Raw genomic sequence first — 23,827 nt, 5'->3', positions numbered from 1 at the left:
AGCGCCCGTAGGGATAGGCTTTACGTCTATCCCTCGTACTACATGTCTATCCCTCGTACTACATGTCTATCCCTCGTATTACACGTCTATCCCTCGTACTACACGTCTATACCTCGTACATTTTTATTTTAAAAATAAATCTCCTGAGCTACTCGGTAAGTGTTACAATGCGCTTCAACAATATCGGCCAAACGCGGTGAATAACCTCCCCCCATCGAAACCACCACAGGGATGTTGTGTTGGCGACATTGCTCAAATACAAATTGATCGCGTTGGCGACAGCCACTAAGAGAGACCTTGAGGTGTCCTAATTTATCAGTCTCTAAAATATCAACTCCTGAAATATAAAAAGCAAAATCTGGGTTTTGTTGGTCAAATAGGTTTGGTAAAGTAGTGGTTAATAGGTCTAAGTAAGTTTGGTCGTTGGTGCCTGTAAGCAATTCAATATCAAGGTCAGAGGTTTCTTTGTGCAAAGGATAATTGTCTTTGCCGTGCATCGAAAAAGTAAAAACGCGCTCTTCGTTTTGGAAAATAGCCGCCGTGCCATTGCCTTGATGCACGTCCAAATCAATCACCAAAATCTTATGAGCTTGTTTGGTTTCTAACAAATAATGAGCGGCGATAGCCACATCATTGAGTAAGCAAAAACCTTCTCCTCGGTCGGCAAAAGCATGGTGAGTTCCGCCGGCAACATTCATCGAAATTCCGTTTTTTTGAGCAAAATGTGTACATTCGATAGTACCTTGGGCGATACGCGTTTCGCGTTTGACAAGCTCCGACGAAAGCGGAAATCCAATCCGACGAATCATTTTATCCGAAATTCTTAGATACTTTAAGTCTTCCCAGTATGTTTGTGTGTGAACTCCCAAAATCCAGCGTTCGTCCAACTCAGCAGGCTCAAAAAAATGTTCTTTAGTACAAGTTCCTTCATACATAAGCTGTTCGGGAATGAGCTCGTATTTGAGCATCGGAAAGCGGTGTGGTTCGCCATGAGGACCTTTTGGTAGAGGATGACAATATAAAGGAGCGTAGGCAATTTTGAGCATGAAAACAATAAAATGATTTTGAGGAAAATTTCGTTATAGTAAAACACACATTCTAATTAACACTTGAACACGATGAAAGTTAAGTTTTTGAACCTTTTTTTGGGGCTAGTAGTCGCCATATTGAGTTTTTCTTGCACGCCCGATCCCTTGCAAGATTTGAGCCTAGAAGATTCGCAAGTTTTTATTACGAACTACGATAAAAATGCCAACTTTAACAATTATGCTACTTTTAGCTTGGCCGATAGCGTATTTGTAATTCAAAACGACCGTTCGGGCGTATCTACTTCTGCCTTTGATTTTAGGGTATTGAGTAGAGTCGCCGAAAATATGACAAAGCGGGGCTATAATCGTATTTTGAAAGACGCCAAGCCTGATTTGGGCGTCAATGTGATGCGGATTAGCGAAACCCAAACGGGACTTGTGGCCAACTACAACCCTTGGAACAGCTATTGGGGATACGGAGGAGGTTTTTATTACCCACCTACCTATTCTTACTACCAATCTACGGAGACCTATTGGTACGTCGAAATCATCGATCTCAAAAATGCAGGCACGAGCCAACAAGCGACCGTAATCTGGAATGGTCAGATTCGAGGCAATGGTATATTTGACGAAAATGCCCTGTTTTCGATTATAGATAGCCTCTTTGCCCAATCGACCTATATAAAACGTAATTGATTTTTTGATTAACCACACTCGCTAAAAGCAGCATTCTAAAAAATGAGAAAAATATTGTGTTTGATAATAGCGGCAGGTTTCTTTATTGAGGCCTCTGCGCAACAGGTAATCACCCGCGATCAGCTCTATAAGCGTGAGTCGCCCTATGAACGCTACACTACCTATCGAATTTCGGTGACAGGCGGATTAGGGCTTCCGATGGGGAGCTTCGGGGATTATATGGAAAAATCCACTTTGCGGAATTATTCTATTTTGATGGATTTCGTTTTTCCTAAAAATAACCTTTCCGTAGGGGTTTCGTTAGGGTCACAATACTTCAAAAATCGCCTACCTCGTCAGTTGTATAATTTTGATAGTCAGGATGTATCAGCAGTACAAACCCGCACCTTGTCGGCGATTCCGCTGGTAGTGACGGGTAGCTACCACATTGGCAAAGTCAATGCCCCTATTCGTCCTTATGTGCAAGTAGGTTTAGGAGGAGCTTTTGCTGAATTAGCGAATTATTATGGTACTATCCCTACCGGCGACAATGGCTTTAGGTTTGTGGCACAAGCAGGGGCTGGTATCAGGGCCTTGTTTAATAAAAATGGGAAATTTGGCTTAGAAGCGGGGGCTACCTATCAGCACTTACCGTTTGAGGTAGCTGGCGAAGGTGTCAAAGATGCTTCCTCCTTTAATGTTCGTGCAGGTTTGTTTTACCGTTGGTGGTAAAGGTCTAGTTAAAGTACTAATAAAGATAATCCCCCTTATCTTCAAAAGTAAGGGGGATTATCTTTAGGCTTCAATCGTAATTTCGTGGGTAATCTGAGCCAACGGTTCAAACTGCGCCGTAGCGGAGCAGTATTTTTCCATCGAAAGCTTCACGGCCCTTTCTACTTTGGCAGGGTCCAGATTTCCTTTGAAAAAATAATGGATTTTGACATTACGAAAGGGCGAGCGCTCAGTGTCTTCTTCTTTGACACGTTCGCCTTCTACCGATATGCGGAAATCAAGAATTTCTTGACGTTGTTTTTTCAAAACCAGTACTACATCAATCGCTGAGCAACTTCCCAAACCCATCAGCAGTAGTTCCATAGGGCGTACACCTGCGTTTTGTCCACCTATATTGGGAGAAGCATCCGTGTGTACAATGGCCTCAGAGGAGCCTCGGGCTTCGAAATGAAACCCATCATCTACGCGCACTAGTTCTACTTTCATATTTTAAGCTTCTTGTTCTTCGATGATGTTGATTTTGAGGATTTTGTTGCCCTGACGAATCGCATCAATCACCTCCAAACCTTCTACTACTTTACCAAAGCAGGTATGTTTGCGATCGAGGTGGGCGGTATTGTTGCGGCTATGGCAGATAAAAAACTGAGAACCGCCAGTATCACGGCCGGCGTGAGCCATTGAAAGTACACCACGGTCGTGGTATTGATTACCGCCGGTAAGTTCACATTTGATATGATAGCCTGGGCCACCACGCCCTGTACCTTCAGGGCATCCTCCTTGAATGACGAAATCTGGAATCACTCGGTGAAAAGTAAGACCATCATAAAAGCCACTTTTAGATAAATTGACAAAATTGGCAACGGTATTAGGGGCATCCTTTTCGTAAAATTCAATCAGCATGGTCCCTTTTTCGGTAATCATTTCTGCTTTAAGCATATTCCAAATATAGTTTGATTGTTTTTTTCAAATAAATACTAGTGAACCAGATAACCAAATCTAAATTTACTTAGTTCGGCAAAGGTAGGGCTTATGATTTATTGAAGCAAAGTTAGCTTTGAATGCCTCTAAAAAGGATGCCGTTGTGCTTTTTTTGCCGAAGCCAAAAAACTATTTTTGTATAAAACAGTTCCCTTGATATGGCAAATCACGAAGTTGTTATCATAGGCGCCGGTGTAGCGGGTCTTACTTGCGCCAAATATTTGAAAGATTATGGGATAGAATCTCTGGTGTTAGAAGCGTCTGATGCGGTAGGAGGAAGAGTAAGAACCGACGTTGTAGACGGATTTTTGTTAGATCGAGGTTTTCAAATTCTGTTGACATCTTATCCCGAAGCCCAACGCCTTCTTGATTATGAAGCTCTTGAGCTAAAGGCTTTTCGGTCCGGGGCGTTGATTCGTCTCAACAATACCTTTGAAGTCATGAGTGATCCATTCAAAGAGCCGCTCCAATTGTTCAAGACGTTGTTTTCGCCAGTAGGTACTTTTGCTGATAAGCTAAAAGTGCTTCAATTGTCAAATGAAGTAAGCAAAGAAGCCACGGAAGCGTTTTTTGAGGAAATAGCGACCGATACGCTTTCATATTTGAGGCATTATGGATGGAGTGAAACCATGATTAACAATTTTTTTAAGCCTTTCTTTGGAGGCGTTTTTTTAGAAAACTCGCTGGAAACAGCAAGTAATTTCTTTCGATTTATTTTCAAACAATTTTATACAGGCTCGGCTATGCTGCCTGCCAAAGGAATGCAAGCCATTCCCGAACAAATCGCTGGAAAATTGCCTGCTGGAATGGTGCGGCTAAATACCAAAGTAGAAAGAATTCAAAACTCAAACCTCCATCTTGCAAATGGAGAAGTACTCGCTGCCAAAAATATAGTGATAGCTACGGATGCCTATCAGGCAGATAAGCTTTTGAATAGAAATGCGAATCGCCAATACAATGTTACGACATGTACTTATTTTGAAGCCACTGACTCACCAATCAGAGAAAAAATGCTGGCATTGAATCCCAACCGAGTATCGGTAGTACATAATGTATGCGTGCCTAGTGATATTTCGCCTGCCTATGCTCCTGCGGGAAAAACGTTGATTTCGGTTAGTACTCAAGGGTTTACCTTGTTTGATGAGAAAAAACTAACCTCTCACATCATTTCTGAACTTACAGAGTGGTTTGGTGACGAGGTGAAAACTTGGCGACATTTACGAACATATCATATACCCCAAGCGCTCATGAAATTTACGGTCGATGCCTCAAAAACCAGTTTAAGATTGAGCGAAAATCTCTACGAATGTGGCGACCATGTGGCTTATCCTTCTCTCAATGCTGCGATGGCTACTGGGCGGCAGGTAGCTGACTTGATAGCAGGAATCTAAACACAGACTTCCCACAGAAACCTCACGAGCAGGATTCTGTGGGAAGTAGAATTTATTTTTTGAAAAGAAATTGAGCCATCCGAAAGCCTGATTGAAAGGCCCCTTCTACATTGCCCATCCCAAAGGCATCCCCGCCAATCAAAAGCGAGTCCGAAATATCTAGCGCCAAATAGGGTGCTGCCCATCGCTGCTCGGCCAAGCTATAGCGCCAGCGGTGGACTTGCATAGTTTGGAGATTGGAAGGTACAATCCACTGAACTAAGTCATGCATTAGTTCTTGTCCTACCGTATTCAAGTCTTCTTCTAGTTTTTGTCGGCTAAAATCAGCACTTGCATGAATCGTGACAGAAGGGTGAGCTGTGATACCTTTTTGGAAATTGTCGGCTACCCAAGCAATAGAACCTGTATCAAACTTCAAAACGCCAGGATTCGGAATCAAGCTCTTTTGATGTAACGAAGCCACAACCGCAATGCAAGGCGCATATTGAATAGAAGTCAAGGCAAGATGGTGCTCTGGTGAAAGAGCAATAGCACTCTGAGCTAATAAATCAAGCGCTTGAGGAGCAGGAAGAGTCAAAATGATATGATTGGCTGTATAAATATTGCCATTTTCTGTATTTACCGCCCATTCTGCTTCACTTTTTGTCAATGTTATTGCTTTTTCATTGGTCAAAACGCTCAAGTTCTGAGCCATGTATTTGGCAATGCTATTCATGCCTTCAACCCCTATGTAGCGAGGGTGCTGAAAGGTAATATCTGTGGTTGAAGCACTGCTTAAATTCCATTCTTTGACGATGCCAGCTTGCTGCCAATCGGCAATATGCTGTTGAAATTCGGGGGTACGAGCGGTAAAATATTGAGCACCGTGGTCGGCACGAGAAGAAGACAACCGACGCGTAGCAAGCCTACCGCCCACACCACGGCCTTTGTCGAGTACGGTCACTTGCCAGCCGTCGCGCTGTAGCAAGTTGGCGGCGGTAAGGCCTGTCATACCTGCTCCAATGATAATACAAGAGGGCATTTATTTACTTTTTTTAAAACGGTTTGTAATTACAAACTCAGAAGGAAGAACAAAGTTTTGAAAAAGGGGTAAAAGTAGAGAGAACTATCTCCAATAGCTTGGTCTCTTATTGGTAGCGCCCATGTGGCGGCAATCTGAGCAGGCAATGCTTCCGGTAGTATACCAAGGAATTTCTGAACCAGGTACGGGAAATTCAATCAATACTAAAAAAGGAGCCTCCTTTGCTTGTTTGATGATTTCGTGCGTGGGAAGGGTATCAAGCGGTGCACATGCTTGATCTGCTAGGGTATTACGTCCCAAGTTTTCGGTAATAAAAATCCGTTGTTGCGTGGGAGTAGTAGCATTAAAAAAACCGAAAACTATTTCTTCCGAATCAGTAAGGCAGGTAATGTTGCCCGTAACTTGGGACGGCTGAGGGTCAAAAAGCCCTCCAGTCGATTCGTTGGTTTTGGCGATAGCGGTCCAATATTCAAATTCTTCTTGTGAAAGCCCGTATTGAGTTACCAAAATACTGTATTTGCGGGCGAGTTTACCACTCAATGCCGTCACTTCCGTAATCGGGACGTCCTTTATCACATCCTGTGAGAGATTAATAGACGAGCCTAGCGTAATTTTGGTGGACTTTCGAGTGGGCCAACAAAGCTCAATTTGCTCGGTACGAGGTTTTATTTCACCATTTATGATTTCATAACCTGAGAATAGAGGCGCGCGGTATTCCCAAGTTTCCTCAAAATTCCAGCGATAAAAGCGTGTATTATTCAACGGGTCATGGGTGTTAATGCTAATCCTAACGCCTTCATTGTTAGGTAATAAACGATAAGTAATGCTGTCGATAGCGGGGGTTTTAATCACGGGTACATACGAAGAACGATATTCTTTGCCATTCGTAGTTTTGATAAAAAGCCTAAATTGTTCGTTGGGGGCATAAGATACCGCTCCCAATTGGTATTTTCCGGGCTGATATTCCCTAAAGTTGAAGCTACTGCCTTTATCCCCCTCTACCCTAACTATGGCGCGTTGCTCCCTATCGGGTGCCTCTTTTTCTCCTATATTTTGGGTTCGACTTAGTTGAATTTCACTTATGGCTGAAGGCGATAGATTCAAAGAACCTTCAACTACTAAATAGCTTTGAGCTTGTTTGATTTCGGGGGGATTGTAAGGCAAAACACAGCCGTAAATCAAGCCTATTAACAATACTACAACGACGGTGCCTAGAAATGGGAGGTATGGTTTCATGGTTTTGCGGACTTATGGTCTATAAGTCCACTTTTTTAAGAAAATACCTGATTAAAATTGTATTTTTTCTGACAATTCATTTGTTTTCAAGGGCTTTCATAGCAGCTTTTTTGAGAGTGTCAAAGTCATGGGTATTGATTTCTCGTATCCACGTTGCTGTATCGGTAGGTAAAAAATCAAAGTTAGTTTTACGAGTAAGAGTACCATAAATGGTAAGTGAGGCCAAAAGGCTTCCTTTCAAACTAGGGTGGAAATTATCTTGTCCGTAGAGTGAGAGTTGAGGTTCGAGCTGCCAAGCATATTTCCAAGCCAACCCCGCCGGACAGAGCAATAAATTGATCTTTTGGGCAGCTTGCGTATAAGACTGAATGACGTTTTCTAAGTCAAAAGAACGTGCTAAAGAAGGCCAGACCATATACAAGGCCATTTTGACGTTGTTTTTTTTGCAAATTTCGGCCAAGCGAGTAGCATAATCTGTCAATAAAACTTGTGATTCGGGCAAGGCTGAAGGCCCTTGCTGCGCTACCACAAAATCGAAAGTTTGGCTTTCAATGGCTCGTTGTACTTTACCTTCTTTCCAATGGTCTTCCAGCGAATAGTTTGGATATAAAAAAGTGGTGTATTGGAGCTGCACACCGTCATGTTTGGCTAGTTCTTGCACTATCTGAGGTAGGTCGTTGGTATAAGTGAGGCTGTTGCCTACAAACAAAACTTTGAGCGTAGGAGACTGACTAAGTACCTTATGGTGATAAAGTAGAATACTTAGCAATAAGCATACTCTCACGATATGGCTAGAAATCATAGACCAAAAGGTTGAAGATAATGATGGCTTAGGAATGTAAATTACGTTTTTTAGAAATACAAAAAAAGCCTTCCATTGCCACCTTCTCCAATTATTGCGAATGTACATCTTTGAAGAGCAACATCTCTTTAAGACGTTCTTCTTTGTCGGGGTCAAAGCCGCAGGAAGTCGTAAATTCTTTGGGATTGTGATAGGTCCCAAACAACATATCCCACCAAACGATATCGCCGTAATTATGAGTATGTTTGTTGTATTCGTGATGAATGCGATGCATTTCGGGGCGCTGAAAAATATATCCTATCCATTGGGGTGTTTTGACATTGGTATGATAAAAAAACTCCCCTAACGCGGTACACAAGGTATAAATACCGCCCGCTTCTACATTAAGCCCTAAAAAAGAATAGACTAACAAGCTCCCGATGATAGAATTGACGGTCATTTCGAGGGGGTGTTTGTAAAATGACGTAATGACTTCAATTCTTTGGGGGCTATGATGGATTTGGTGAAAATGTTTCCATAAAAAATCGATGGTATGTCTCCAGCGATGCCACCAATAAAAAACGAAAGTAGCGATAAAGTAGGCTATGATACCGCCGAAGATATTGCCCACATAAGTAGATAAATGAAATACTGAAAAAGCGGATAACCATTTTTCCCAAGTCCAACCCGCAATCAGCACTACGAGTAATTGGATAAAATTAATTGCTAATACACGAATCGTCCAAGTGGGAACTTGAGGGAGCTTCCATCCCGGAATAAGTTTTTCGATGATAAAACATATTCCAAAAACTGCAAAAATAATAGATAATATCATGGAGATGAGGGGTTTTGTGTACCCAAAAATCTCCAAAAGGTATTTTCAATAAATTGACCAATATCAATTTATTTGCCCCTAATTTGTATTTAGTACGAAGTAAAATCAGGTGGGACTATAGAAATAGAGGCGAAGAAGTGAGGTAGAATTGTACAAAAAAAGCGCGAACCTCGCTTCGCGCTTAATAATGTGATTACTGTAATACTGATTTTAGACGACTTGAGCCTCGCGGTGGATGATTGCTTCGCGGTCAGGGCCTGTCGAAATAAAACTGATTGGCAATTGGAGCTCGGCTTCCAAAAAGTTAATATAAGCCGCCAACTCAGTAGGCAATTCGTCGTAAGTATGTAAGTTTTCGAGCGAAGTAGCCCAGCCTTTCATGGTTTTGTAGACAGGGGTTACATCATTATGACAAAGGTCATAAGGGAAGCGGTCAGTGAGCGTTCCGTCGGGCATTTGATAATGGGTACAAATCTTGATTTCATCAAAAATATTCAAGACATCGACCTTCATCATCACCAGCTGCGTGACACCATTGATCATGATAGCGTATTTAAGGGCAGGCAAATCCAGCCATCCGCAGCGGCGAGGCCGACCCGTAGTAGAGCCAAACTCCCGACCTTCTTGGCGCATACGCTCGCCTTCTTCGTCAAAAAGCTCTGTAGGGAAAGGCCCGCTACCTACGCGCGTACAGTAAGCTTTGAAAATACCATAGACTTCGCCAATGCGACGAGGAGAAAGCCCCAGTCCGGTACAAGCACCCGCAGTGGTGGTATTGGAGCTAGTCACGAATGGATAAGAACCAAAATCAATATCTAGCAGCGAGCCTTGGGCCCCTTCGGCCAAGACTGTTTCTCCTGCTTCTAAAGATTCATTGACGAGGTATTCGGTATCTACAAAATTGTATTGTTTCAAAAATTCGGTAGCCTCAAAAAACGTCGCTTCTGCTTCTGTTAAGGCCGCTTCATAGTCATATTTATAGAAATCCAAAACGACTTTGTGTTGATTGACAAGGCGCTCATATTTCTCTTTGAACCCCGGCGATACGATATCGCCCATGCGTAGGCCTTGGCGTGCTACTTTATCTTGATAGGCGGGGCCAATTCCGCGCAAAGTAGAGCCGATTTTAGCATCACCTTTTGCTTGTTCATAAGCAGCGTCAAGCAAGCGGTGGGTAGGGATAATGATAGCCGCTTTTTTGGAGATAAAAAGGTTTTGTTGGAGTGGAAGATTATATTTTGCCAATCCTTCGATTTCTTTTTTCAAAACAATTGGGTCAAGCACAAGGCCATTGCCGATGATATTTTTGATTTCTGGTCTGAAAATACCAGAAGGAATCTGGTGGAGTACGTGTTTGAAACCATCAAATTCGAGTGTATGACCTGCATTAGGGCCGCCCTGAAATCTTGCAACCACTTGGTATTGTGGTGCTAATACATCCACAATTTTCCCTTTTCCTTCGTCGCCCCACTGGAGGCCGAGTAGTACGTCAACTTTCATTAGAACTTGTAAGCCCCCAACCCCTTGGGGGAGTTTATGATTTGGTGAAAGACGTGCCGTGGGGTTTGGGTATATGAGCACGTATGAGTATGAGGTAACGAGAACAAATAGGGGATTATTCTATTTCTACTCTTTTAGGTCTTTCTAGCACTGCTTTGGTTTTGTTTTCGCAGTTTTCACGGGTACAATTGCCGTAAAAAATAAGAGAATGGTGCAAAACGTTGAATTTCAATAAATCACCCACCATGTTTTGGATGTTCTGGACGCGCGGGTCACAAAACTCCATCACTTGATGGCAATCCATACAAATGAGGTGATCGTGCTGACGGTAGCCATAGGCTTTTTCGTACTGTGCCAGATTTTTACCAAATTGGTGTTTTGTTACCAAATCGCAATCTACCAACACATCGAGTGTGTTGTAAACCGTAGCTCTACTGACGCGGTACTTTTTGTTTTTCATTGATATATACAACTCATCCACATCGAAATGGTCTTCGCGAGTATATATTTCTTCCAATATAGCAAAACGTTCGGGCGTTTTGCGGAGACCTTTACGCTCCAAATAAGCAGTGAGGATACGCTTGGCCGCTTCTAAATTTTCGTGTTTGGCTTGGGGCATTGCTTTTTGAGTTAAAAGTTAAAAGTCAAGAGTCATAGGGAATGAGGGCATAAAAAGCTAAATTTTATCCTTAAAAGCACCTATTGACTCATAACAATTAACGGGGGCGAAAAATCGCGATTAACTTCTACAAAAGTACTAATTTTCAATCAAATCGCGCGACTTTAAACACGCCATCTACTTTTTCTAATTTTTGCATGAGTTGTTCGAGGTGGCGTGTATCATACACATAGAGCTTGATGATAGCCTCAAAAATACCCTCCTCAGTCTCCACCGCAATCGAGCGGATGTTGATATGGAGTTCATTGGAAATGATACGAGTGAGGTCATTGACAAGACCTACGCGATCAGTACCTTCGATACGCAAACCTGCCAAAAAGGCCAACTTTTGTTGGGAAGTCCATTTTGCTTTGATGACTCGGTTGCCGTGATTAGAAAGTAATTCGGGGGCATTGGGGCAAGTAGTACGGTGAATTTTAATCCCTTCGTTGACGGTCACAAACCCGAATACATCGTCGCCCGGAATAGGGTTACAGCATTTGGCGAGGATATAGTCGATTTTGTCCATGTCTTCCCCAATCAGCAGCGCATCGGCATCGGCGCGTTCGCCGTGCATTCTTTTGAGTTCTTTCGTAAACTGCTTGCCGTCTTGAAGCTGATCGGTATTGATTTTGGCCTGAATATTGAGCTTGGCCTCTTTCTCATTTTTAAACTTCTTGATTTCGTCGGCGTTGATGTAGCCTTTCCCAAAGCGATAATACAAATCGCTAGGAGTCTTACAATTGAAATAAGCCCTGAGCTGATTGATAAGCTCGTGCGTAACTTCCAGGTGAAGAATCTTACATTTTTTCTCAATGATGTTTCGGCCGTCGGTTACATATTGTTTGTTTTCTTCCTTGATAAGCTCTTTGATACGGGCTTTTGCTTTGGAAGTTACCACAAATTTGAGCCAATCTTCGCTTGGTTTTTGACGTTTGGCCGTGATGATTTCGACTTGGTCGCCGTTATTGAGAGGCTGACTGATCGGCACAAGCGAATTGTTGACTTTGGCGGCGATACAGCGCGCGCCTACTTCGGAGTGAATATCAAAAGCAAAGTCTAGGGCCGTGGCACCGCGCTGCAATACGCGAAGCTCGCCTTTGGGAGTAAACACAAAGACCTCTTCGGCAAAGAGATTGCTTCGAAAATCATCCAAAAACTCCAAGGCCGCCGTTTTGTTATCTTTGGTAGCTTCCAGCATTTCGCGCACTTGATTGATCCATTGGTCAATCCCTTGCCCTGTTTTGGTATCATTACCTTTGTATTTCCAGTGGGCAGCTACGCCTTTCTCCGCAATTTCATCCATTCGTTTCGAACGGATTTGGACTTCTACCCACTGCCCTTTGTCGGTACCTTCGGGGCGGTACATTACAGTAATGTGCAGTGATTCGTAGCCGTTGGCGCGTGGCGTAGCAAGCCAATCTTTGAGGCGGTCGATATTGGGGGTATAGTGATCAGTGACGATAGAATAAGCGTGCCAACAGTCCGATTTCTCTTCTTTAGGGTCATCTTTTGAATTCATAATGACCCGCACCGCAAACAAATCATAAATCTCTTCAAATGGCTTTTTTTGCTTACGCATTTTATTCCAAATGGAGTAGATAGATTTGGGGCGGCCTTTGATGACAAAATCATAACCTTGCTCTCTCAAATCATCTTCGATAGGTTCGATAAACTTCGCAATAAACCTGTCACGTGCTGTTTTGGTAGCCCGCAGTTTATGTTTGATTTCTTCGTAGCCTTCGGGTTCGGTGTATTTGAGGTAGAGGTCTTCAAGGTCAGTTTTGATAGAATGAAGACCCAAGCGGTGAGCTAGAGGTGCATAGATGAAAATTGTCTCAGATGCAATTTTAAGCTGCTTGTCGCGAGCCATGCTATCAAGGGTGCGCATGTTGTGCAAGCGGTCGGCGAGCTTAATCATGATGACCCTGATGTCGTCAGAAAGTGTCAACAACATTTTCCGAAAATTTTCGGCTTGTTGCGACGTTCCAAATTCAAACTGTCCTGAAATTTTGGTAAGACCGTCGATGATTTGGGCCACTTTAGAGCCAAATTGACGCTCGATGTCTTGCAGGGTAAAATCCGTGTCTTCTACTACATCATGCAGAAGGGCACAAATAATGGAGGTAGTGCCAAGTCCAATTTCTTCTACGCAAATCTGCGCAACGGCAATCGGGTGGTAAATGTAGGGCTCGCCGGATTTGCGGCGCATGTCTTTGTGGGCTTCTACCGACAGATTGAAAGCTTTTTTGATGAGTTTGGCATCATTGTCTTTCAAAAAGGGCTTGGCCGCGCGGAGCAATCTGCGGTATCTTTTCAATATTTCTGACCGCTCAAGCTCCAAATCAATCTCTACTTCGATGGGCATATTTTTGTTGTTTCGGTCTGCCGAATTTGCTGTACTCAATACGACTAAAGTAGGTAAAGATAATAAATTTTACAATTTTTTAATGATTATAAAACATGAAAAAAAAAGAAGATAAAGAGGCAAGTGTTTGATATACAATAAAATATGGTAGGCTGTGGATGTATTCCAATTTAAAGAAAGTATGAAAAGTTGAAATTTTTTTTGGCTTTTATAAAATTGTGTATAATTTTGCAGCCCGAAATAAGTGGTAAAAATAGTTTCTAAAAGCCACCTTTCGGAAATGCCTAAATACACGCTGCGGGCGTGGTGGAATTGGTAGACATACCAGACTTAGGATCTGGCGCCGCAAGGCATGGGGGTTCGAGTCCCTCCGCCCGTACCTTTGCTGACAGCTCTCTTCAATAGAGAAATGTCAAAAAGCTAAACCCTCAAACTCGTCATAGTTTGAGGGTTTTTTTAATAATTAACCACTCACAAATCATCTGTTTGAAATCATCACAGATTATTAATAACTGCAACAATGGAGGTTCTGTTAGAAAAAAGTACGCCTACCAACGCCACCCTAACCGTAAAATTGGCGAAGGAAGATTATCAACCAAAAGTAGAAAAAACACTCAAAGATTATAGTAAACGTGTCAATTTGAAGGGCTTCCGTCCGGGCAAAGTGCCTACGCAGGTCATCAAAAGGATGTATGGCAAAAGCATCGTTATTGATGAAGTAAATCAGCTTCTCAGTGATACGGTCAACGGCTATATCCGTGACAACAAACTTCAAGTAGTAGGTGACCCTCAAATCGACCAAGCTAAAACCGCTACGATTGATTGGGATGCCCAAAGTGAATTTGAGTTTGCTTATGAATTAGGTCTGGCTTCGGATTTTGAAGTAAGCTTATCGAATCTTCCTGCGGTATCAACTTATAACATTGAGGCAGGTGAGAAAGAATTGAATGATACGATCGAAAACCTTCGCAGTCAGTTTGCCGGACAAATCAATCCTGAAACTTCAGAAGAAGGCGATATGCTTTATGGGGAATTGAAGCAGGGAGATTTTTCGACCAAAACAGCCATCCCTTCTAAACAAATCAAAGAAGAAGCGCAGGCAAAATTTGTTGGCCTTGCCAAAGGTGATGTGATTACGTTTGATATTCGTGATACTTTCGTGGATGACAAAGCTGTGGCACATCTTACAGGTTTGAAAGACGAAGCTGCTGCCGAATTGAGCGGAGATTACGAATTTACGATTGAGGACATTACTCGCCAAGCGCCTGCCGAAATCAACCAAGAGTTTTTTGATAAAGTATTGGGAGTAGGCAAAGCAGATTCGGAAGAAACGTTTCGTAGCCAAGTAGCTGAAATTATCCAACGTAACTACGCCCGCGAAGCCGATGCCTTGTTGCGTCGTGATATCGACCAAGCGTTGTTGGACAACATCAGCATCGACCTACCCGAAGCATTTTTGAAAGATTGGCTTTTCAAAGTAAACGAAGGCAAATTTACGCCTGAGCAAATTGATGCCGATTATCCACAATTCACTAAGTCGTTGAAATTGTCGTTGATTAAAAATAAAATCGCCGAGCAAGTAGACGTTAAAGTTGATTCTGAGGAGGTTGTTGCTCGTGCCGAAGATATGGTACGTGAGCAGTTTGGGTTCTATGGCAATGACATGGGCGCCGAAATGAACGATACCATCCGCAAAATCGCGATGAACTATTTGACTTCAGAAAAAGAAAATAACTACTCTAAGATGTATAATTTGGTGTTTGACGACCGCATTTTTGAGGTACTCAAAGGGCAGTTGACCCTCGAAGCCAAAACCATCGATGTAGACCAATTTCAGGAGATTGTGAAGAGCTTGAGCCAAGATTAGTTGACAAATCTTATTTTTGTAAAAGAGGCTACCAAACATTTGGTAGCCTCTTTTGCGTTTTAGGAGGCTAAATATCTGAATACCATGGAAAAGCTAATCGGGCTTATTCGGCTGTTGTGGCCGGAAGTGACCACTGATTTTGAATATTCTTTGCGGCAGGTTTTGGTGAGAGAAGAGGTGCCCAAAAAACAGTTCGTTTTAAAAGAAGGCCAAGTGGCCCAGAAAATGTATTTTATTGAAAAAGGCTGTGTGAGGGGGTATTATCTAAAAGACGGGCAAGAGGTGAATTCTTGGTTTATGAAAGAAGGCGACTTTGTGATTTCTATTGTTAGTTTTTATGCCAAATCACCTTCCGAAGAAATCATCGAAACCTTAGAAGAGAGCTTGTTATGGTCTATTTCGCGCCAAAATCTTGAGCGTCTTTATCTCCAATACCCTGCCTTCAATTTGGTGGGAAGGTTGCTGACCGAAAAGTATTATGTATTGAGCGAACAGCGCACTCAAAACCTAAGAAAAAAAACGGCCGATGAGCGTTATAGAAACCTCGTTGCTTCTTTTCCCGACATAAGCAATCGCGTACCGCTCAAGTATATCGCTTCTTACTTGGGAATTAGCTCCGAAACCCTCAGTAGATTGAGGGCCAAGAAATGGTAAAGTTTGACTTTCTAATTGACATATGTCAATTTTTTGCTGCGTATTAGGAGGGAGTTTTGTAGCGAAAAATCTATTGGTATCTTGTTTTGAAAACTTGATACGGATAGGGTTAGAAGTAAAAATAAACTCTCATGAAAAAATACAAACTCCTCCTGTACCTCTTGCTGTTTATCATTTTAAGCAACTTACCCCCTTTAAATGCATTCTTTCGCATTTTCGGAGGAGATTCAATTGTGAGAGGTACTAATGAAAGCTTGTATGTGACTAAAGATTTAAAGTATATCTATGGTGGTAAAATAAAAGATACCTTACAAAATTACTGTTATCGGCAATATCGGGCGATGTATCCCTTGTCCAACCCGACGCTTTATCGATTGCAACCTATTGAACCGTGGAAATTTTGGCGTTGGGGTGAGTATCTGCTCAAAGAGAAATGGCGTCAACCTTACCGATATGTGTCTCATAAGGAGTTAGAAGAGGCTGATTTATTTTTCATTAAGACTTATGATTCTCCCAGCGGTACGCTTGGCTGTGAAACTTATCCTTCGCGCTAATCAAGAGTGATAGAGTACTTAGGGGAGTGAGCTATGTGGAAGCTCCCCTAACTCTCTTCTTTCTGGGAAAACCTTTTATCATCGGCTCTCATGAAAAAGTACAAACCCTTCCTTTACCTATTGCTATTTATCATTTTAAGTAACCTACTGCCTTTAAACGTATTCTTTCGCATTTTTGGAGGAGATTCAATAGTGAGAGGTACTAATGAAAGCTTGTATGTAACGAAAGACTTGAAGTATCTCTATGGTGGTTATTTGAAGGATACTTTACAAAATTACTGTTATCGGCAGTATCGGGCGATGTATCCCTTGTCCAACCCGACGCTTTATCGATTGCAACCTATTGAACCGTGGAAATTTTGGCGGTGGGGTGAGTATCTGCTCAAAGAGAAATGGCGTCAACCTTACCGATATGTGTCTCATAGAGAATTAGAAGAGGCTGATTTATTTTTCATTAAGACTTATGATTCTCCCAGCGCTACGCTTGGCTGTGAAACGTATCCTTCATACTGAATTTATCCTCCATCAGAAATCCTCTGATGGAGGGTTTCCTATTTTCGTACCATCACCACCACTCCCGACGCCCATGATAGTTTGACTAGCTGAAATCGCGTGTCATTGTCAAGGGTTTGGAGGAGGGTGGTTACTTTATCGGCGTGGCCTTCGGGCCAATTGGGCTGGGGAAGCATATCGTCAATGATATAAAAACCGCCTTTTTTTACCAACGAAAGGGCTTCTTCTAAATGGTTGTATTTGCCTGGCCAAGTATCGGCAAATACCAAGTCGAAATCATTGGGTGGGAGAGTGGTAAGCATCTCTTCTCCGGGCTGACAAATCAACTGCAAGCGTGTGTCGTGTCCCAAATGACGGGCGGCGATTTCGATAAGTTGAGCATCAAACTCCACTGAGATAAGCGTCGAATTTTCATCCATACCTTCTAAAAGCCAAGCCGTGGCGCGGCCTGCGCCTGTGCCGAGTTCGAGAAAGTGACCATTGGGCTTGCTTGCTACAATGGTACGCAGTAATGCGCCCGTAAGATTGTCGGAGGGCTGTCCAAAATTGTGTTGGGTGGCGTCTGCGTCAATCGCCGTAATTACGGCAGGAATGGAAGAAATTGAATGGTCGTTCATGCTCTTTGATTAAATAGTGTTACAAAATTGGCTGAAAAAAAGAAGAGAATCGGCAATGTGTTTTTCCCAATAAGGCCATTCGTGACCTCCCTCAAATTCGCGATATTGATGCGAAATCTGATGCGTTTGGAGGGCTTGATGAAGGGCGCGATTGGCTTCGATAAGGACGTCGCTGTGTCCACAATCAAACTGAAAAGGAGCTAAGTGGTGGCGATGTACTAAAATAGTATCTATCACGGAATCAGTTATTTGGGTGGAGGCTTGAAGCCCTTCAAAATCTTTGACAAAATGCCGTAACTGGGTGAATTCAGTAATGGAAGAATGCCCCGAAAAAGCCCGAAAGAGATTTGAATATTTAGCGCCTAAGCGCAATGCCCCATATCCGCCCATAGACAGACCCGTAACGAATAAAGGCAAAGGGTGTCCCACTATTTCTTCTTCCACTACTTTGGGTACATCTTCTACAATCCACTTTTCATAGTCTTCGCTGAGGTGTGGTACATAGCCACTTCCATCCCCAAAAAGCCCATCGGAGGGCATGACTAGCATCATGGGAGGGATTTTGTTTTCGTTGATAAGTTGAAGCGCCGTATGATGTACACCGCCTTTGAGCGTCCAAGCCCAATGACTGCCATAGACGCCGTGCAGTAGAATAACCATACCTTTTAGTTCTGAAAAGGGAACAGGTGGCACAAAAACACTGATGTCGGCGCGTTTTTGGAGCGCATTGCTTTTGACGGTGATGAGCCGTAAATGATCGCGTTCAAAACGTGGCTCTGAGAGTTCGACAGTGAAAAAGGAGGCCATAGCTTTAGTAAAATTGACCTCAATTAAACCTAAATAATTTGTTTTTGGTAATGATTAAGGGTGAGGGACTAAAAGAAGCTTTGACGGTGGTTAGTACTATTGTTGGTATTTTTTGGATTTTATAAAAGAATAGTTTTAAAAATAACTCATTGCTAAAATTTTAATTGGTAATGGTGTATTTTGCATAATAATAAATTATTACTTCTCAACATTCTATTCTTCTTTTTTGAACCCTAATTGCTGAAACTTATGTTCAGAAAATCTATCCATATTATTGTTGTGTTGGGGTTGCTTTTACAAATTGCCGAAACTCACGCCCAGCAAAAGCCTTCCTATAAACAAGCCGAAATATTGTGGGATACTTGGGGAGTACCGCATATTTATGCTAAAAATAATGAAAGCCTTTTTTATGCTTATGGCTGGGCACAATCTAAAAACCACGGCAATCTCATTCTCCAACTCTATGGACAGGCACGAGGAAAAGGGGCAGAATATTGGGGAGAAAAGTATGTTTCGGCCGACCGTTGGGTGATTTTAAATAGTGTATACGAAAGAGCACAAGAATGGTATAAAGCCCAAAAACCTGCCATGCGCAAAAATCTTGACGCTTTTGCCCAAGGAGTCAACGACTATGCTTCGCAAAATCCTGATAAAATCAGCGAGGAGGCCAAGCGCGTGCTTCCGATTGATGCCATAGATTTGATTGCACACTGCCATCGGGTTACGCACTTTGTGTTTTTGGCTTCTGAGGCGCGATTGGCCGCTACCGAAAGAGTGCAAGGTGATAAAAATGGTTCGAATGCCTGGGCCGTAGGCCCTTCCAAATCAGCTACGGGCAATACCCTTTTATTGACCAATCCGCACCTACCATGGCGCGATTTGTACATGTATTTTGAGGCGCAATTGGTCGCGCCGGGGGTCAATACTTACGGTATTAGCCGCATGGGATTTCCAGTGCTGACTATGGCATTCAATGCCACTGGTGGCTATGCCCAAACGGTCAATACCAACGACGGGCAAGATTTTTATGAACTCTCGCTTGCCGAAGGAGGGTATCGCTGGGATGGCAAAGTGAAGGCTTTTGAGACGAAAGAAAAAAGTTTAAAAATCCGACAAACTGACGGAAGTTTGAGAGAGGAAAAAATAGTAGTGAAACATTCGATTCACGGGCCAGTAGTGAGCGAAAAAGGAGGAAAGGCGATTGCGATGCGGGTAGCAGGACTTCAACAATCTGGAATGATAGAACAATACTGGGACATGGCCAAGGCCAAAGATTTGGAGGAGTTTGAGGCGGTAGTGAGTAGGTTGCAGATTCCGATGTATACCTTGATGTTTGCCGACAATAAAGGCAACATTTTCAATCTTTTTAATGCCGAAGTACCTAAGCGCCCCGTGGGTGATTGGAAATATTGGTCAGGCGTAGTAAGGGGAGATACCTCCAGTACACTTTGGACCCAAACGCATCCCTACAAGGATTTACCAAAAGTAAAAAATCCCACCACAGGTTGGCTTCAAAACACCAATGAGCCGCCGTGGACTGCCACCGTGCCGATGGTCAACAATTACAAAGATTTTCCGGCTTACATGGCACCGCCACCGCAGATGTCGTTTAGGACGCAAAGCTCAGTCAGAATGCTTTCAACGGCTTCTAAGATTACCTTAGATGATGTTGTGGAAATGAAACTCTCCACCAAAATGGAACTTGCCGACCGCATTGTGGGCGATTTGGTGGCTTTGGCACAAGCAGAGGGTAGCACCGAAGCCAAAGAAGTAGCGGCGGTATTGACGGCGTGGGATCACCGTACCGACAATGAAAGCAAAGGGGCATTTTTGTTTGACCGCTTTGTACGAAAATGGGTAGGAGGAAATGAAAAGCTTAATTCGCTCGGCACGGCTTCTACTTTATTTGCTAAACCTTGGGATTTGAATCAACCTTATAGTACCCCCAGCGGAATCGCTGACCCTAAAGCAGCACTCTTGGCGCTTTTGGATGCCGCCAAAGAAGTAAAAGCTACTCATGGGCGCTTGGATGTAGCATGGGGAGAAGTATTCAGGTTTAGAATCAATGACGTGGATTTGCCCGGTAATGGGGGCCCGGGACCTATGGGGGTGTTTCGAACTATGACTTTAGGACCTACATCTGATGGCAAATTTGTACCCGTACACGGAGATACCTATGTAGCCGCTATTGAGTTTTCAAAGCCCTTAAAAGCTAAAGTTCTTACTAGTTATGGCAATGCTACTCAGCCCGATTCCAAACATCAAACCGACCAGTTACCGCTTTTGTCTGAAAAGAAAATGCGTCCTATTTGGTTTAGTCGAAAAGAAGCTGAGCAGCATTTGGAAGAAAAAACAATATTTGACAAGTAATGCCCTCACCGTACTATCGGTACCCAAATTGTCATTTCAGACGGGCCTCGATTGCTCCAAGCATAGTAAGGGATGAGTTTAAGAGGAACGGTTTTCTTTTGTTTAGAAACAGGACGATACAGCGTTTTGTCCCATTGCTGGTCATTGATACGCACTCCCGTGGTTTCTAAAGCGGTGATAGGCGCATTGTCTAAAGTAGTGGGGGTGGGTTTGAAGGTAGCGGTACTTGGAATCGCTACGTCAAAAACACGGGCTCCTGAAGGCATATCGTTTGATTCTAAACAATAGACCATCGGGCCTCGTTTGACGGCCACTTGGTTGCGGGTTTCTTCCACAAGCGGATTCGATTCCAATAGCTCGGTAGGCATAGCCATATTCCAAGTGATGATATCGCCTTTTTTCCATTTACGATTGATATTGACATAGCCTTTGTCGGTGGTATAAGGCGTGGACTTGCCATTGATAAATAGCTTGGCTTCTGAGCACCAACTTGGCAGGCGAAGCCGGAGCGAAAAATCGTCGGCTGGCAGTTGTTCTACCGTAATTTTTACATTACCATCCCAAGGGTAGTTGCTTTCTTGTTGCAGGCTTACAGCTTGCCCATTTTTGAGGGTTGTTTGTAACTGACTGCTCCCAAAGAGATTACACCAGACGGCATTATCGCTGAGGCTATAAGCATAGTCGCTTACTTCGGTGATTGTACGGACGGTATTTGGGGGGCAGCAGTTGGAGATTCGGATATAAGGAATCCGCCCACCCATCCAGCGGAGTTGATAGGGGAAATCGTTGGACGCGGCGAGGGGATTGGTATAAAAAAATTTATCTCCCGACAAACTGATTCCCGACAGTACACTATTGTACAAAGCCAATTCTACAACATCAGTATAGCGAGCATCGCCTGTAAGCGCAAACATCCGCCAATTGAAAAGTACATTGCCGATGTTGGCACAGGTTTCGTTGTGAGCACTGACGTTGGGCAGTTGATAATCGCGCCCAAAAGCTTGGTGGGTTTTCTGGACGTCGTTGGGCTTGTAAGAAGTTCCATAAGGCGAAACTCCGTCAAAAAGGGCACCACAAGCCCCTGTGACGTACATTTTGCGCTGGGTGAGATTGTCCCAAATCAGATTGAGCGAGCGCATGAGGGAGTCTTCGCCTGTTTCGGCATATACATCAGCCACCCCTGCATAAAGGTAGGTAGCACGTACGGCATGGCCCATCGCCACTGTTTGCTGACGAAATGGAATACGGTCTTGGTTGTCGTCGGTGCCTTCGGTCGTACCTTTGATATTGACAAGGTACTTCACCAAATCAAGGTAGCGTTTTTCGTTGGTAGTGCGATACAGCTCGGTCAAACCCATGTAGTGGGAGGGGCATATGGCGTTGCGAGCTTGCTCAGGCGTAGCAATTTTGTAAAACCCAATGAGAAAATCAGCGGCTTTTTTTGCCACGTTGAGCAGCGATGTTTTGCCCGTAGCACGATGATGCACACAAGCGGCGGTCATCAAATGTCCAAAATTATAAGCCTCAAAACTCAGTTTGTCGTCAAACATCTTTGCTTGTCCCGATTTCTTTTGTTCGATGATAGCTTTGGTATAAACGTAGCCATCTTCGCGTTGGGCTTTGGCCATTACTTCGATGGCTTTGTCCATGATAGCGTCGAGTTCGGGGTCTTTGGTGGTGGCATATAAGCTTGCCACGGCTTCAAAGGTTTTATAAAAATCGCCATCGTGAAAAGAAGGCCCTTTAAAATTGCCTTGTTCGAGGCCAGCAGCAATTTCAAAATTTCTAAACGAATGACTGATATTGGGGTCGGTGTAAGTTTTCCAAAGTTGGGGAACCATGGTTTCTTTACAAACCCGAAAACGGTCGGCCCAGAAGCCTCCCGTCCAACGTACATCGGCGAGATTGGGAGTGTAAAGTTTGGCGTAAGGGCTTTGACTTGTATTGACCAAACCCTTGTTTTGCGCTTCTACGAAAAGCGTAAAAACGAACAAAAGAGGAATGATAAAAGCGTTTTTTGTCATGTTAATTTTATTTTATGGGTGGGGTATAGCCTATTTAAGTTTTTGATAATCAGATGAATAAAAGTACAAATGTCTATTTGGAGGTCTGTTTGGTTTTCTTGGGTGGTGGCGGTACAAAAGTGAGGGTACTTTTTCCTATTTCTTTGGAAGTAGCAACGGCTATGCCTCGTTGGTCGTCTTTATTGACCGCACAATAAAAATGATAAACCACTCCTTTGTGTTTGATTACGTACGATTTATGAGCATACATATTATCATAAGGCTCGGAAGGGTTGATAAGGTCGGGGCCGTTCCAATCAGTCCAGTTGACCATGTCATACGAACAAGCAAAACGATTGTAAGCGTCTTTGCGCTCATTCCAGAATGCCCCAAAATAAAACATCACCCATAAGTCTCCCATTTTTTGCAGAACTCCATCACCCGTGATGCCCGAATAGTGATCCAAAACGGCCTCTGATTTGAAACGTTTCCAAGTTTTCATATCGTTAGAAACAGCCATCCCGATGCGCTCAATTTCCCGATATTTGGGGTTATTATTGCTGCTATCGCCGTTGGCATTGTAGTACATTACAAAAGGATAACCCGTCGTTTTTTTCTTATCCCAGACTACCGTGCTTTTGTATTGTTTTTTGTTTTCCCACCACCTTACATCGGTGTCGTTGGGCGATAGCACTGCCTTAGGAAATCGTTGCCATTCTACCAATTTGGTTGGGTTTTGGTCGCTGTAAGCCATTCCAACGGAGAGTTTGCCTGCCTCATAGCCTCGGCTATTGCCACCACAATACGGCATCCAATACTTGCCTTGGTATTTTAAGAGATTGTACTTTCCTCCCCATTTGGTGTTTTGAAGGGCTACATAACCCGCTTTTTGGTTGCTGTCCCATTGTAAAGTATCAGCCGAAAAAGACATGATTTTGCCGAGTATTTCCCAATCAAGCAGGTTTTTACTTTTGGCAAGCCAGGTTTCATAACCTCGCCCATCAAACACCAAATAAGTCATGAACCACTGTTTGTTTTTACGAAATACGGTGGGGCAATCTAGCTTTTTTGAATTGTCCGAGGGAATCATTACCAAGCCGTATTTATGCGGGGTTTTTATTTCATCATACACTTCTTGCATTTTTTGGGGAGAAACGGTAGGGTTTTGCGACCACACTTTGCCCGTACAAATGATGAATACCAGAAATAAAACCTTACGATAAAACATGAATGTAATGT

General features: G+C 43.2%; 22 protein-coding genes and 1 tRNA gene. 9 read left to right on the top strand and 14 right to left on the bottom strand.

The genetic code is table 11. The features are described 5' to 3' along the window. Positions 1-128: 128 nt before the first annotated feature. On the bottom strand, positions 129-1,046 hold the full coding sequence (locus tag G563_RS0119995; protein WP_028666865.1) for a histone deacetylase family protein: 918 nt from the start codon (positions 1,044-1,046) through the stop codon (positions 129-131). A gap of 72 nt (positions 1,047-1,118) precedes the next feature. On the opposite strand from G563_RS0119995, the gene G563_RS0119990 reads away from it, so the two are divergent. Continuing rightward, complete coding sequence (locus G563_RS0119990) at positions 1,119-1,724, top strand: DUF4136 domain-containing protein (protein ID WP_051211090.1); 606 nt, start codon at positions 1,119-1,121, stop codon at positions 1,722-1,724. A 42-nt stretch (positions 1,725-1,766) separates the two neighbouring features. Continuing rightward, on the top strand, positions 1,767-2,435 hold the full coding sequence (locus tag G563_RS0119985) for an OmpW family outer membrane protein (protein WP_028666863.1): 669 nt from the start codon (positions 1,767-1,769) through the stop codon (positions 2,433-2,435). A 63-nt stretch (positions 2,436-2,498) separates the two neighbouring features. Here G563_RS0119985 and G563_RS0119980 read toward each other — a convergent pair whose 3' ends face one another. Both G563_RS0119980 and G563_RS0119975 read right to left on the bottom strand, forming a co-directional pair. Continuing rightward, the gene (locus G563_RS0119980; RefSeq protein WP_028666862.1) at positions 2,499-2,921 is read right to left on the bottom strand and encodes an OsmC family protein; all 423 of its coding nucleotides are present in this window, start codon (positions 2,919-2,921) and stop codon (positions 2,499-2,501) included. A 3-nt stretch (positions 2,922-2,924) separates the two neighbouring features. After that, positions 2,925-3,371 (bottom strand): peptidylprolyl isomerase, encoded by a 447-nt coding sequence (locus tag G563_RS0119975; RefSeq protein ID WP_028666861.1) that lies wholly within the window; start codon positions 3,369-3,371, stop codon positions 2,925-2,927. Positions 3,372-3,571: 200 nt separating this feature from the next. Here G563_RS0119975 and G563_RS0119970 point away from each other — a divergent pair, with 200 nt between their 5' ends. Beyond that, the gene (locus G563_RS0119970) at positions 3,572-4,804 is read left to right on the top strand and encodes a protoporphyrinogen/coproporphyrinogen oxidase (protein WP_028666860.1); all 1,233 of its coding nucleotides are present in this window, start codon (positions 3,572-3,574) and stop codon (positions 4,802-4,804) included. Positions 4,805-4,856: 52 nt separating this feature from the next. Here G563_RS0119970 and G563_RS0119965 read toward each other — a convergent pair whose 3' ends face one another. The 7 genes from G563_RS0119965 to G563_RS0119935 all read right to left on the bottom strand — a co-directional run bounded on the left by G563_RS0119965 (position 4,857) and on the right by G563_RS0119935 (position 13,203). Continuing rightward, positions 4,857-5,825 carry an NAD(P)/FAD-dependent oxidoreductase gene (locus tag G563_RS0119965; RefSeq protein ID WP_028666859.1) on the bottom strand — a complete coding sequence of 323 codons (969 nt, stop codon included), beginning with the start codon at positions 5,823-5,825 and terminating at the stop codon, positions 4,857-4,859. A gap of 84 nt (positions 5,826-5,909) precedes the next feature. After that, the gene (locus G563_RS0119960; RefSeq protein ID WP_028666858.1) at positions 5,910-7,061 is read right to left on the bottom strand and encodes a DUF4249 domain-containing protein; all 1,152 of its coding nucleotides are present in this window, start codon (positions 7,059-7,061) and stop codon (positions 5,910-5,912) included. Positions 7,062-7,137: 76 nt separating this feature from the next. Beyond that, positions 7,138-7,863 carry a hypothetical protein gene (locus tag G563_RS35380; protein WP_051211089.1) on the bottom strand — a complete coding sequence of 242 codons (726 nt, stop codon included), beginning with the start codon at positions 7,861-7,863 and terminating at the stop codon, positions 7,138-7,140. A gap of 91 nt (positions 7,864-7,954) precedes the next feature. Then, complete coding sequence (locus G563_RS0119950; protein ID WP_211235294.1) at positions 7,955-8,677, bottom strand: sterol desaturase family protein; 723 nt, start codon at positions 8,675-8,677, stop codon at positions 7,955-7,957. A 210-nt stretch (positions 8,678-8,887) separates the two neighbouring features. Continuing rightward, positions 8,888-10,177: an adenylosuccinate synthase gene (locus G563_RS0119945; RefSeq protein WP_028666856.1), complete on the bottom strand. Its 1,290-nt coding sequence runs from the start codon at positions 10,175-10,177 to the stop codon at positions 8,888-8,890. 115 nt (positions 10,178-10,292) lie between these two features. Continuing rightward, positions 10,293-10,796, bottom strand: a complete 504-nt coding sequence (locus G563_RS0119940; RefSeq protein ID WP_028666855.1) for a Fur family transcriptional regulator — start codon at positions 10,794-10,796, stop codon at positions 10,293-10,295. 145 nt (positions 10,797-10,941) lie between these two features. Next, complete coding sequence (locus tag G563_RS0119935) at positions 10,942-13,203, bottom strand: RelA/SpoT family protein (protein ID WP_028666854.1); 2,262 nt, start codon at positions 13,201-13,203, stop codon at positions 10,942-10,944. A 297-nt stretch (positions 13,204-13,500) separates the two neighbouring features. Here G563_RS0119935 and G563_RS0119925 point away from each other — a divergent pair. From G563_RS0119925 to G563_RS0119905, 5 genes are all read left to right on the top strand, one after another. Continuing rightward, positions 13,501-13,582, top strand: a tRNA-Leu gene (locus G563_RS0119925). Positions 13,583-13,723: 141 nt separating this feature from the next. After that, entirely contained in the window at positions 13,724-15,070 is a 1,347-nt protein-coding gene (gene tig, locus G563_RS0119920; RefSeq protein WP_028666853.1) for a trigger factor, read from the top strand. 84 nt (positions 15,071-15,154) lie between these two features. Beyond that, positions 15,155-15,724: a Crp/Fnr family transcriptional regulator gene (locus G563_RS0119915; protein ID WP_028666852.1), complete on the top strand. Its 570-nt coding sequence runs from the start codon at positions 15,155-15,157 to the stop codon at positions 15,722-15,724. 131 nt (positions 15,725-15,855) lie between these two features. Continuing rightward, positions 15,856-16,278 (top strand): hypothetical protein, encoded by a 423-nt coding sequence (locus G563_RS0119910; protein WP_028666851.1) that lies wholly within the window; start codon positions 15,856-15,858, stop codon positions 16,276-16,278. A gap of 90 nt (positions 16,279-16,368) precedes the next feature. Beyond that, positions 16,369-16,791 carry a hypothetical protein gene (locus tag G563_RS0119905; protein ID WP_028666850.1) on the top strand — a complete coding sequence of 141 codons (423 nt, stop codon included), beginning with the start codon at positions 16,369-16,371 and terminating at the stop codon, positions 16,789-16,791. Between the two features lie 38 nt (positions 16,792-16,829). Here G563_RS0119905 and G563_RS0119900 read toward each other — a convergent pair whose 3' ends face one another. Both G563_RS0119900 and G563_RS0119895 read right to left on the bottom strand, forming a co-directional pair. Beyond that, a complete protein-coding gene (locus G563_RS0119900) occupies positions 16,830-17,408 on the bottom strand; it encodes an O-methyltransferase (protein ID WP_028666849.1) in 579 nt (192 codons plus the stop codon). Positions 17,409-17,417: 9 nt separating this feature from the next. Continuing rightward, complete coding sequence (locus G563_RS0119895) at positions 17,418-18,215, bottom strand: alpha/beta hydrolase (protein ID WP_028666848.1); 798 nt, start codon at positions 18,213-18,215, stop codon at positions 17,418-17,420. Positions 18,216-18,464: 249 nt separating this feature from the next. Here G563_RS0119895 and G563_RS0119890 point away from each other — a divergent pair, with 249 nt between their 5' ends. Then, positions 18,465-20,585, top strand: a complete 2,121-nt coding sequence (locus tag G563_RS0119890) for an acylase (protein ID WP_028666847.1) — start codon at positions 18,465-18,467, stop codon at positions 20,583-20,585. A gap of 5 nt (positions 20,586-20,590) precedes the next feature. Here the strand turns inward: G563_RS0119890 and G563_RS0119885 are convergent, their stop codons facing one another. Both G563_RS0119885 and G563_RS0119880 read right to left on the bottom strand, forming a co-directional pair. Next, the gene (locus tag G563_RS0119885) at positions 20,591-22,609 is read right to left on the bottom strand and encodes an aceric acid hydrolase (protein ID WP_028666846.1); all 2,019 of its coding nucleotides are present in this window, start codon (positions 22,607-22,609) and stop codon (positions 20,591-20,593) included. 73 nt (positions 22,610-22,682) lie between these two features. After that, entirely contained in the window at positions 22,683-23,816 is a 1,134-nt protein-coding gene (locus G563_RS0119880; RefSeq protein WP_028666845.1) for a glycoside hydrolase family protein, read from the bottom strand. Positions 23,817-23,827: the final 11 nt, after the last annotated feature.

The organism is Runella zeae DSM 19591 (assembly GCF_000423565.1).
Taxonomy (GTDB): domain Bacteria; phylum Bacteroidota; class Bacteroidia; order Cytophagales; family Spirosomataceae; genus Runella; species Runella zeae.
This window is presented reverse-complemented; position numbering and strand designations above follow the sequence as displayed.

Excerpts from the sequence above, each read along its gene's own strand:
- G563_RS0119985 (WP_028666863.1), top strand. The coding sequence starts at position 1,767 with ATGAGAAAAATATTGTGTTTGATAATAGCGGCAGGTTTCTTTATTGAG.
- G563_RS0119895 (WP_028666848.1), bottom strand. The coding sequence starts at position 18,215 with ATGGCCTCCTTTTTCACTGTCGAACTCTCAGAGCCACGTTTTGAACGC.
- G563_RS0119960 (WP_028666858.1), bottom strand. The coding sequence starts at position 7,061 with ATGAAACCATACCTCCCATTTCTAGGCACCGTCGTTGTAGTATTGTTA.
- G563_RS0119915 (WP_028666852.1), top strand. The coding sequence starts at position 15,155 with ATGGAAAAGCTAATCGGGCTTATTCGGCTGTTGTGGCCGGAAGTGACC.
- tig (WP_028666853.1), top strand. The coding sequence starts at position 13,724 with ATGGAGGTTCTGTTAGAAAAAAGTACGCCTACCAACGCCACCCTAACC.
- G563_RS0119885 (WP_028666846.1), bottom strand. The coding sequence starts at position 22,609 with ATGACAAAAAACGCTTTTATCATTCCTCTTTTGTTCGTTTTTACGCTT.
- G563_RS0119980 (WP_028666862.1), bottom strand. The coding sequence starts at position 2,921 with ATGAAAGTAGAACTAGTGCGCGTAGATGATGGGTTTCATTTCGAAGCC.
- G563_RS0119905 (WP_028666850.1), top strand. The coding sequence starts at position 16,369 with ATGAAAAAGTACAAACCCTTCCTTTACCTATTGCTATTTATCATTTTA.
- G563_RS0119970 (WP_028666860.1), top strand. The coding sequence starts at position 3,572 with ATGGCAAATCACGAAGTTGTTATCATAGGCGCCGGTGTAGCGGGTCTT.
- G563_RS0119935 (WP_028666854.1), bottom strand. The coding sequence starts at position 13,203 with ATGCCCATCGAAGTAGAGATTGATTTGGAGCTTGAGCGGTCAGAAATA.
- G563_RS0119910 (WP_028666851.1), top strand. The coding sequence starts at position 15,856 with ATGAAAAAATACAAACTCCTCCTGTACCTCTTGCTGTTTATCATTTTA.
- G563_RS0119975 (WP_028666861.1), bottom strand. The coding sequence starts at position 3,371 with ATGCTTAAAGCAGAAATGATTACCGAAAAAGGGACCATGCTGATTGAA.
- G563_RS0119890 (WP_028666847.1), top strand. The coding sequence starts at position 18,465 with ATGTTCAGAAAATCTATCCATATTATTGTTGTGTTGGGGTTGCTTTTA.
- G563_RS35380 (WP_051211089.1), bottom strand. The coding sequence starts at position 7,863 with ATGATTTCTAGCCATATCGTGAGAGTATGCTTATTGCTAAGTATTCTA.
- G563_RS0119900 (WP_028666849.1), bottom strand. The coding sequence starts at position 17,408 with ATGAACGACCATTCAATTTCTTCCATTCCTGCCGTAATTACGGCGATT.
- G563_RS0119940 (WP_028666855.1), bottom strand. The coding sequence starts at position 10,796 with ATGCCCCAAGCCAAACACGAAAATTTAGAAGCGGCCAAGCGTATCCTC.
- G563_RS0119995 (WP_028666865.1), bottom strand. The coding sequence starts at position 1,046 with ATGCTCAAAATTGCCTACGCTCCTTTATATTGTCATCCTCTACCAAAA.
- G563_RS0119965 (WP_028666859.1), bottom strand. The coding sequence starts at position 5,825 with ATGCCCTCTTGTATTATCATTGGAGCAGGTATGACAGGCCTTACCGCC.
- G563_RS0119945 (WP_028666856.1), bottom strand. The coding sequence starts at position 10,177 with ATGAAAGTTGACGTACTACTCGGCCTCCAGTGGGGCGACGAAGGAAAA.
- G563_RS0119880 (WP_028666845.1), bottom strand. The coding sequence starts at position 23,816 with ATGTTTTATCGTAAGGTTTTATTTCTGGTATTCATCATTTGTACGGGC.
- G563_RS0119990 (WP_051211090.1), top strand. The coding sequence starts at position 1,119 with ATGAAAGTTAAGTTTTTGAACCTTTTTTTGGGGCTAGTAGTCGCCATA.
- G563_RS0119950 (WP_211235294.1), bottom strand. The coding sequence starts at position 8,677 with ATGATATTATCTATTATTTTTGCAGTTTTTGGAATATGTTTTATCATC.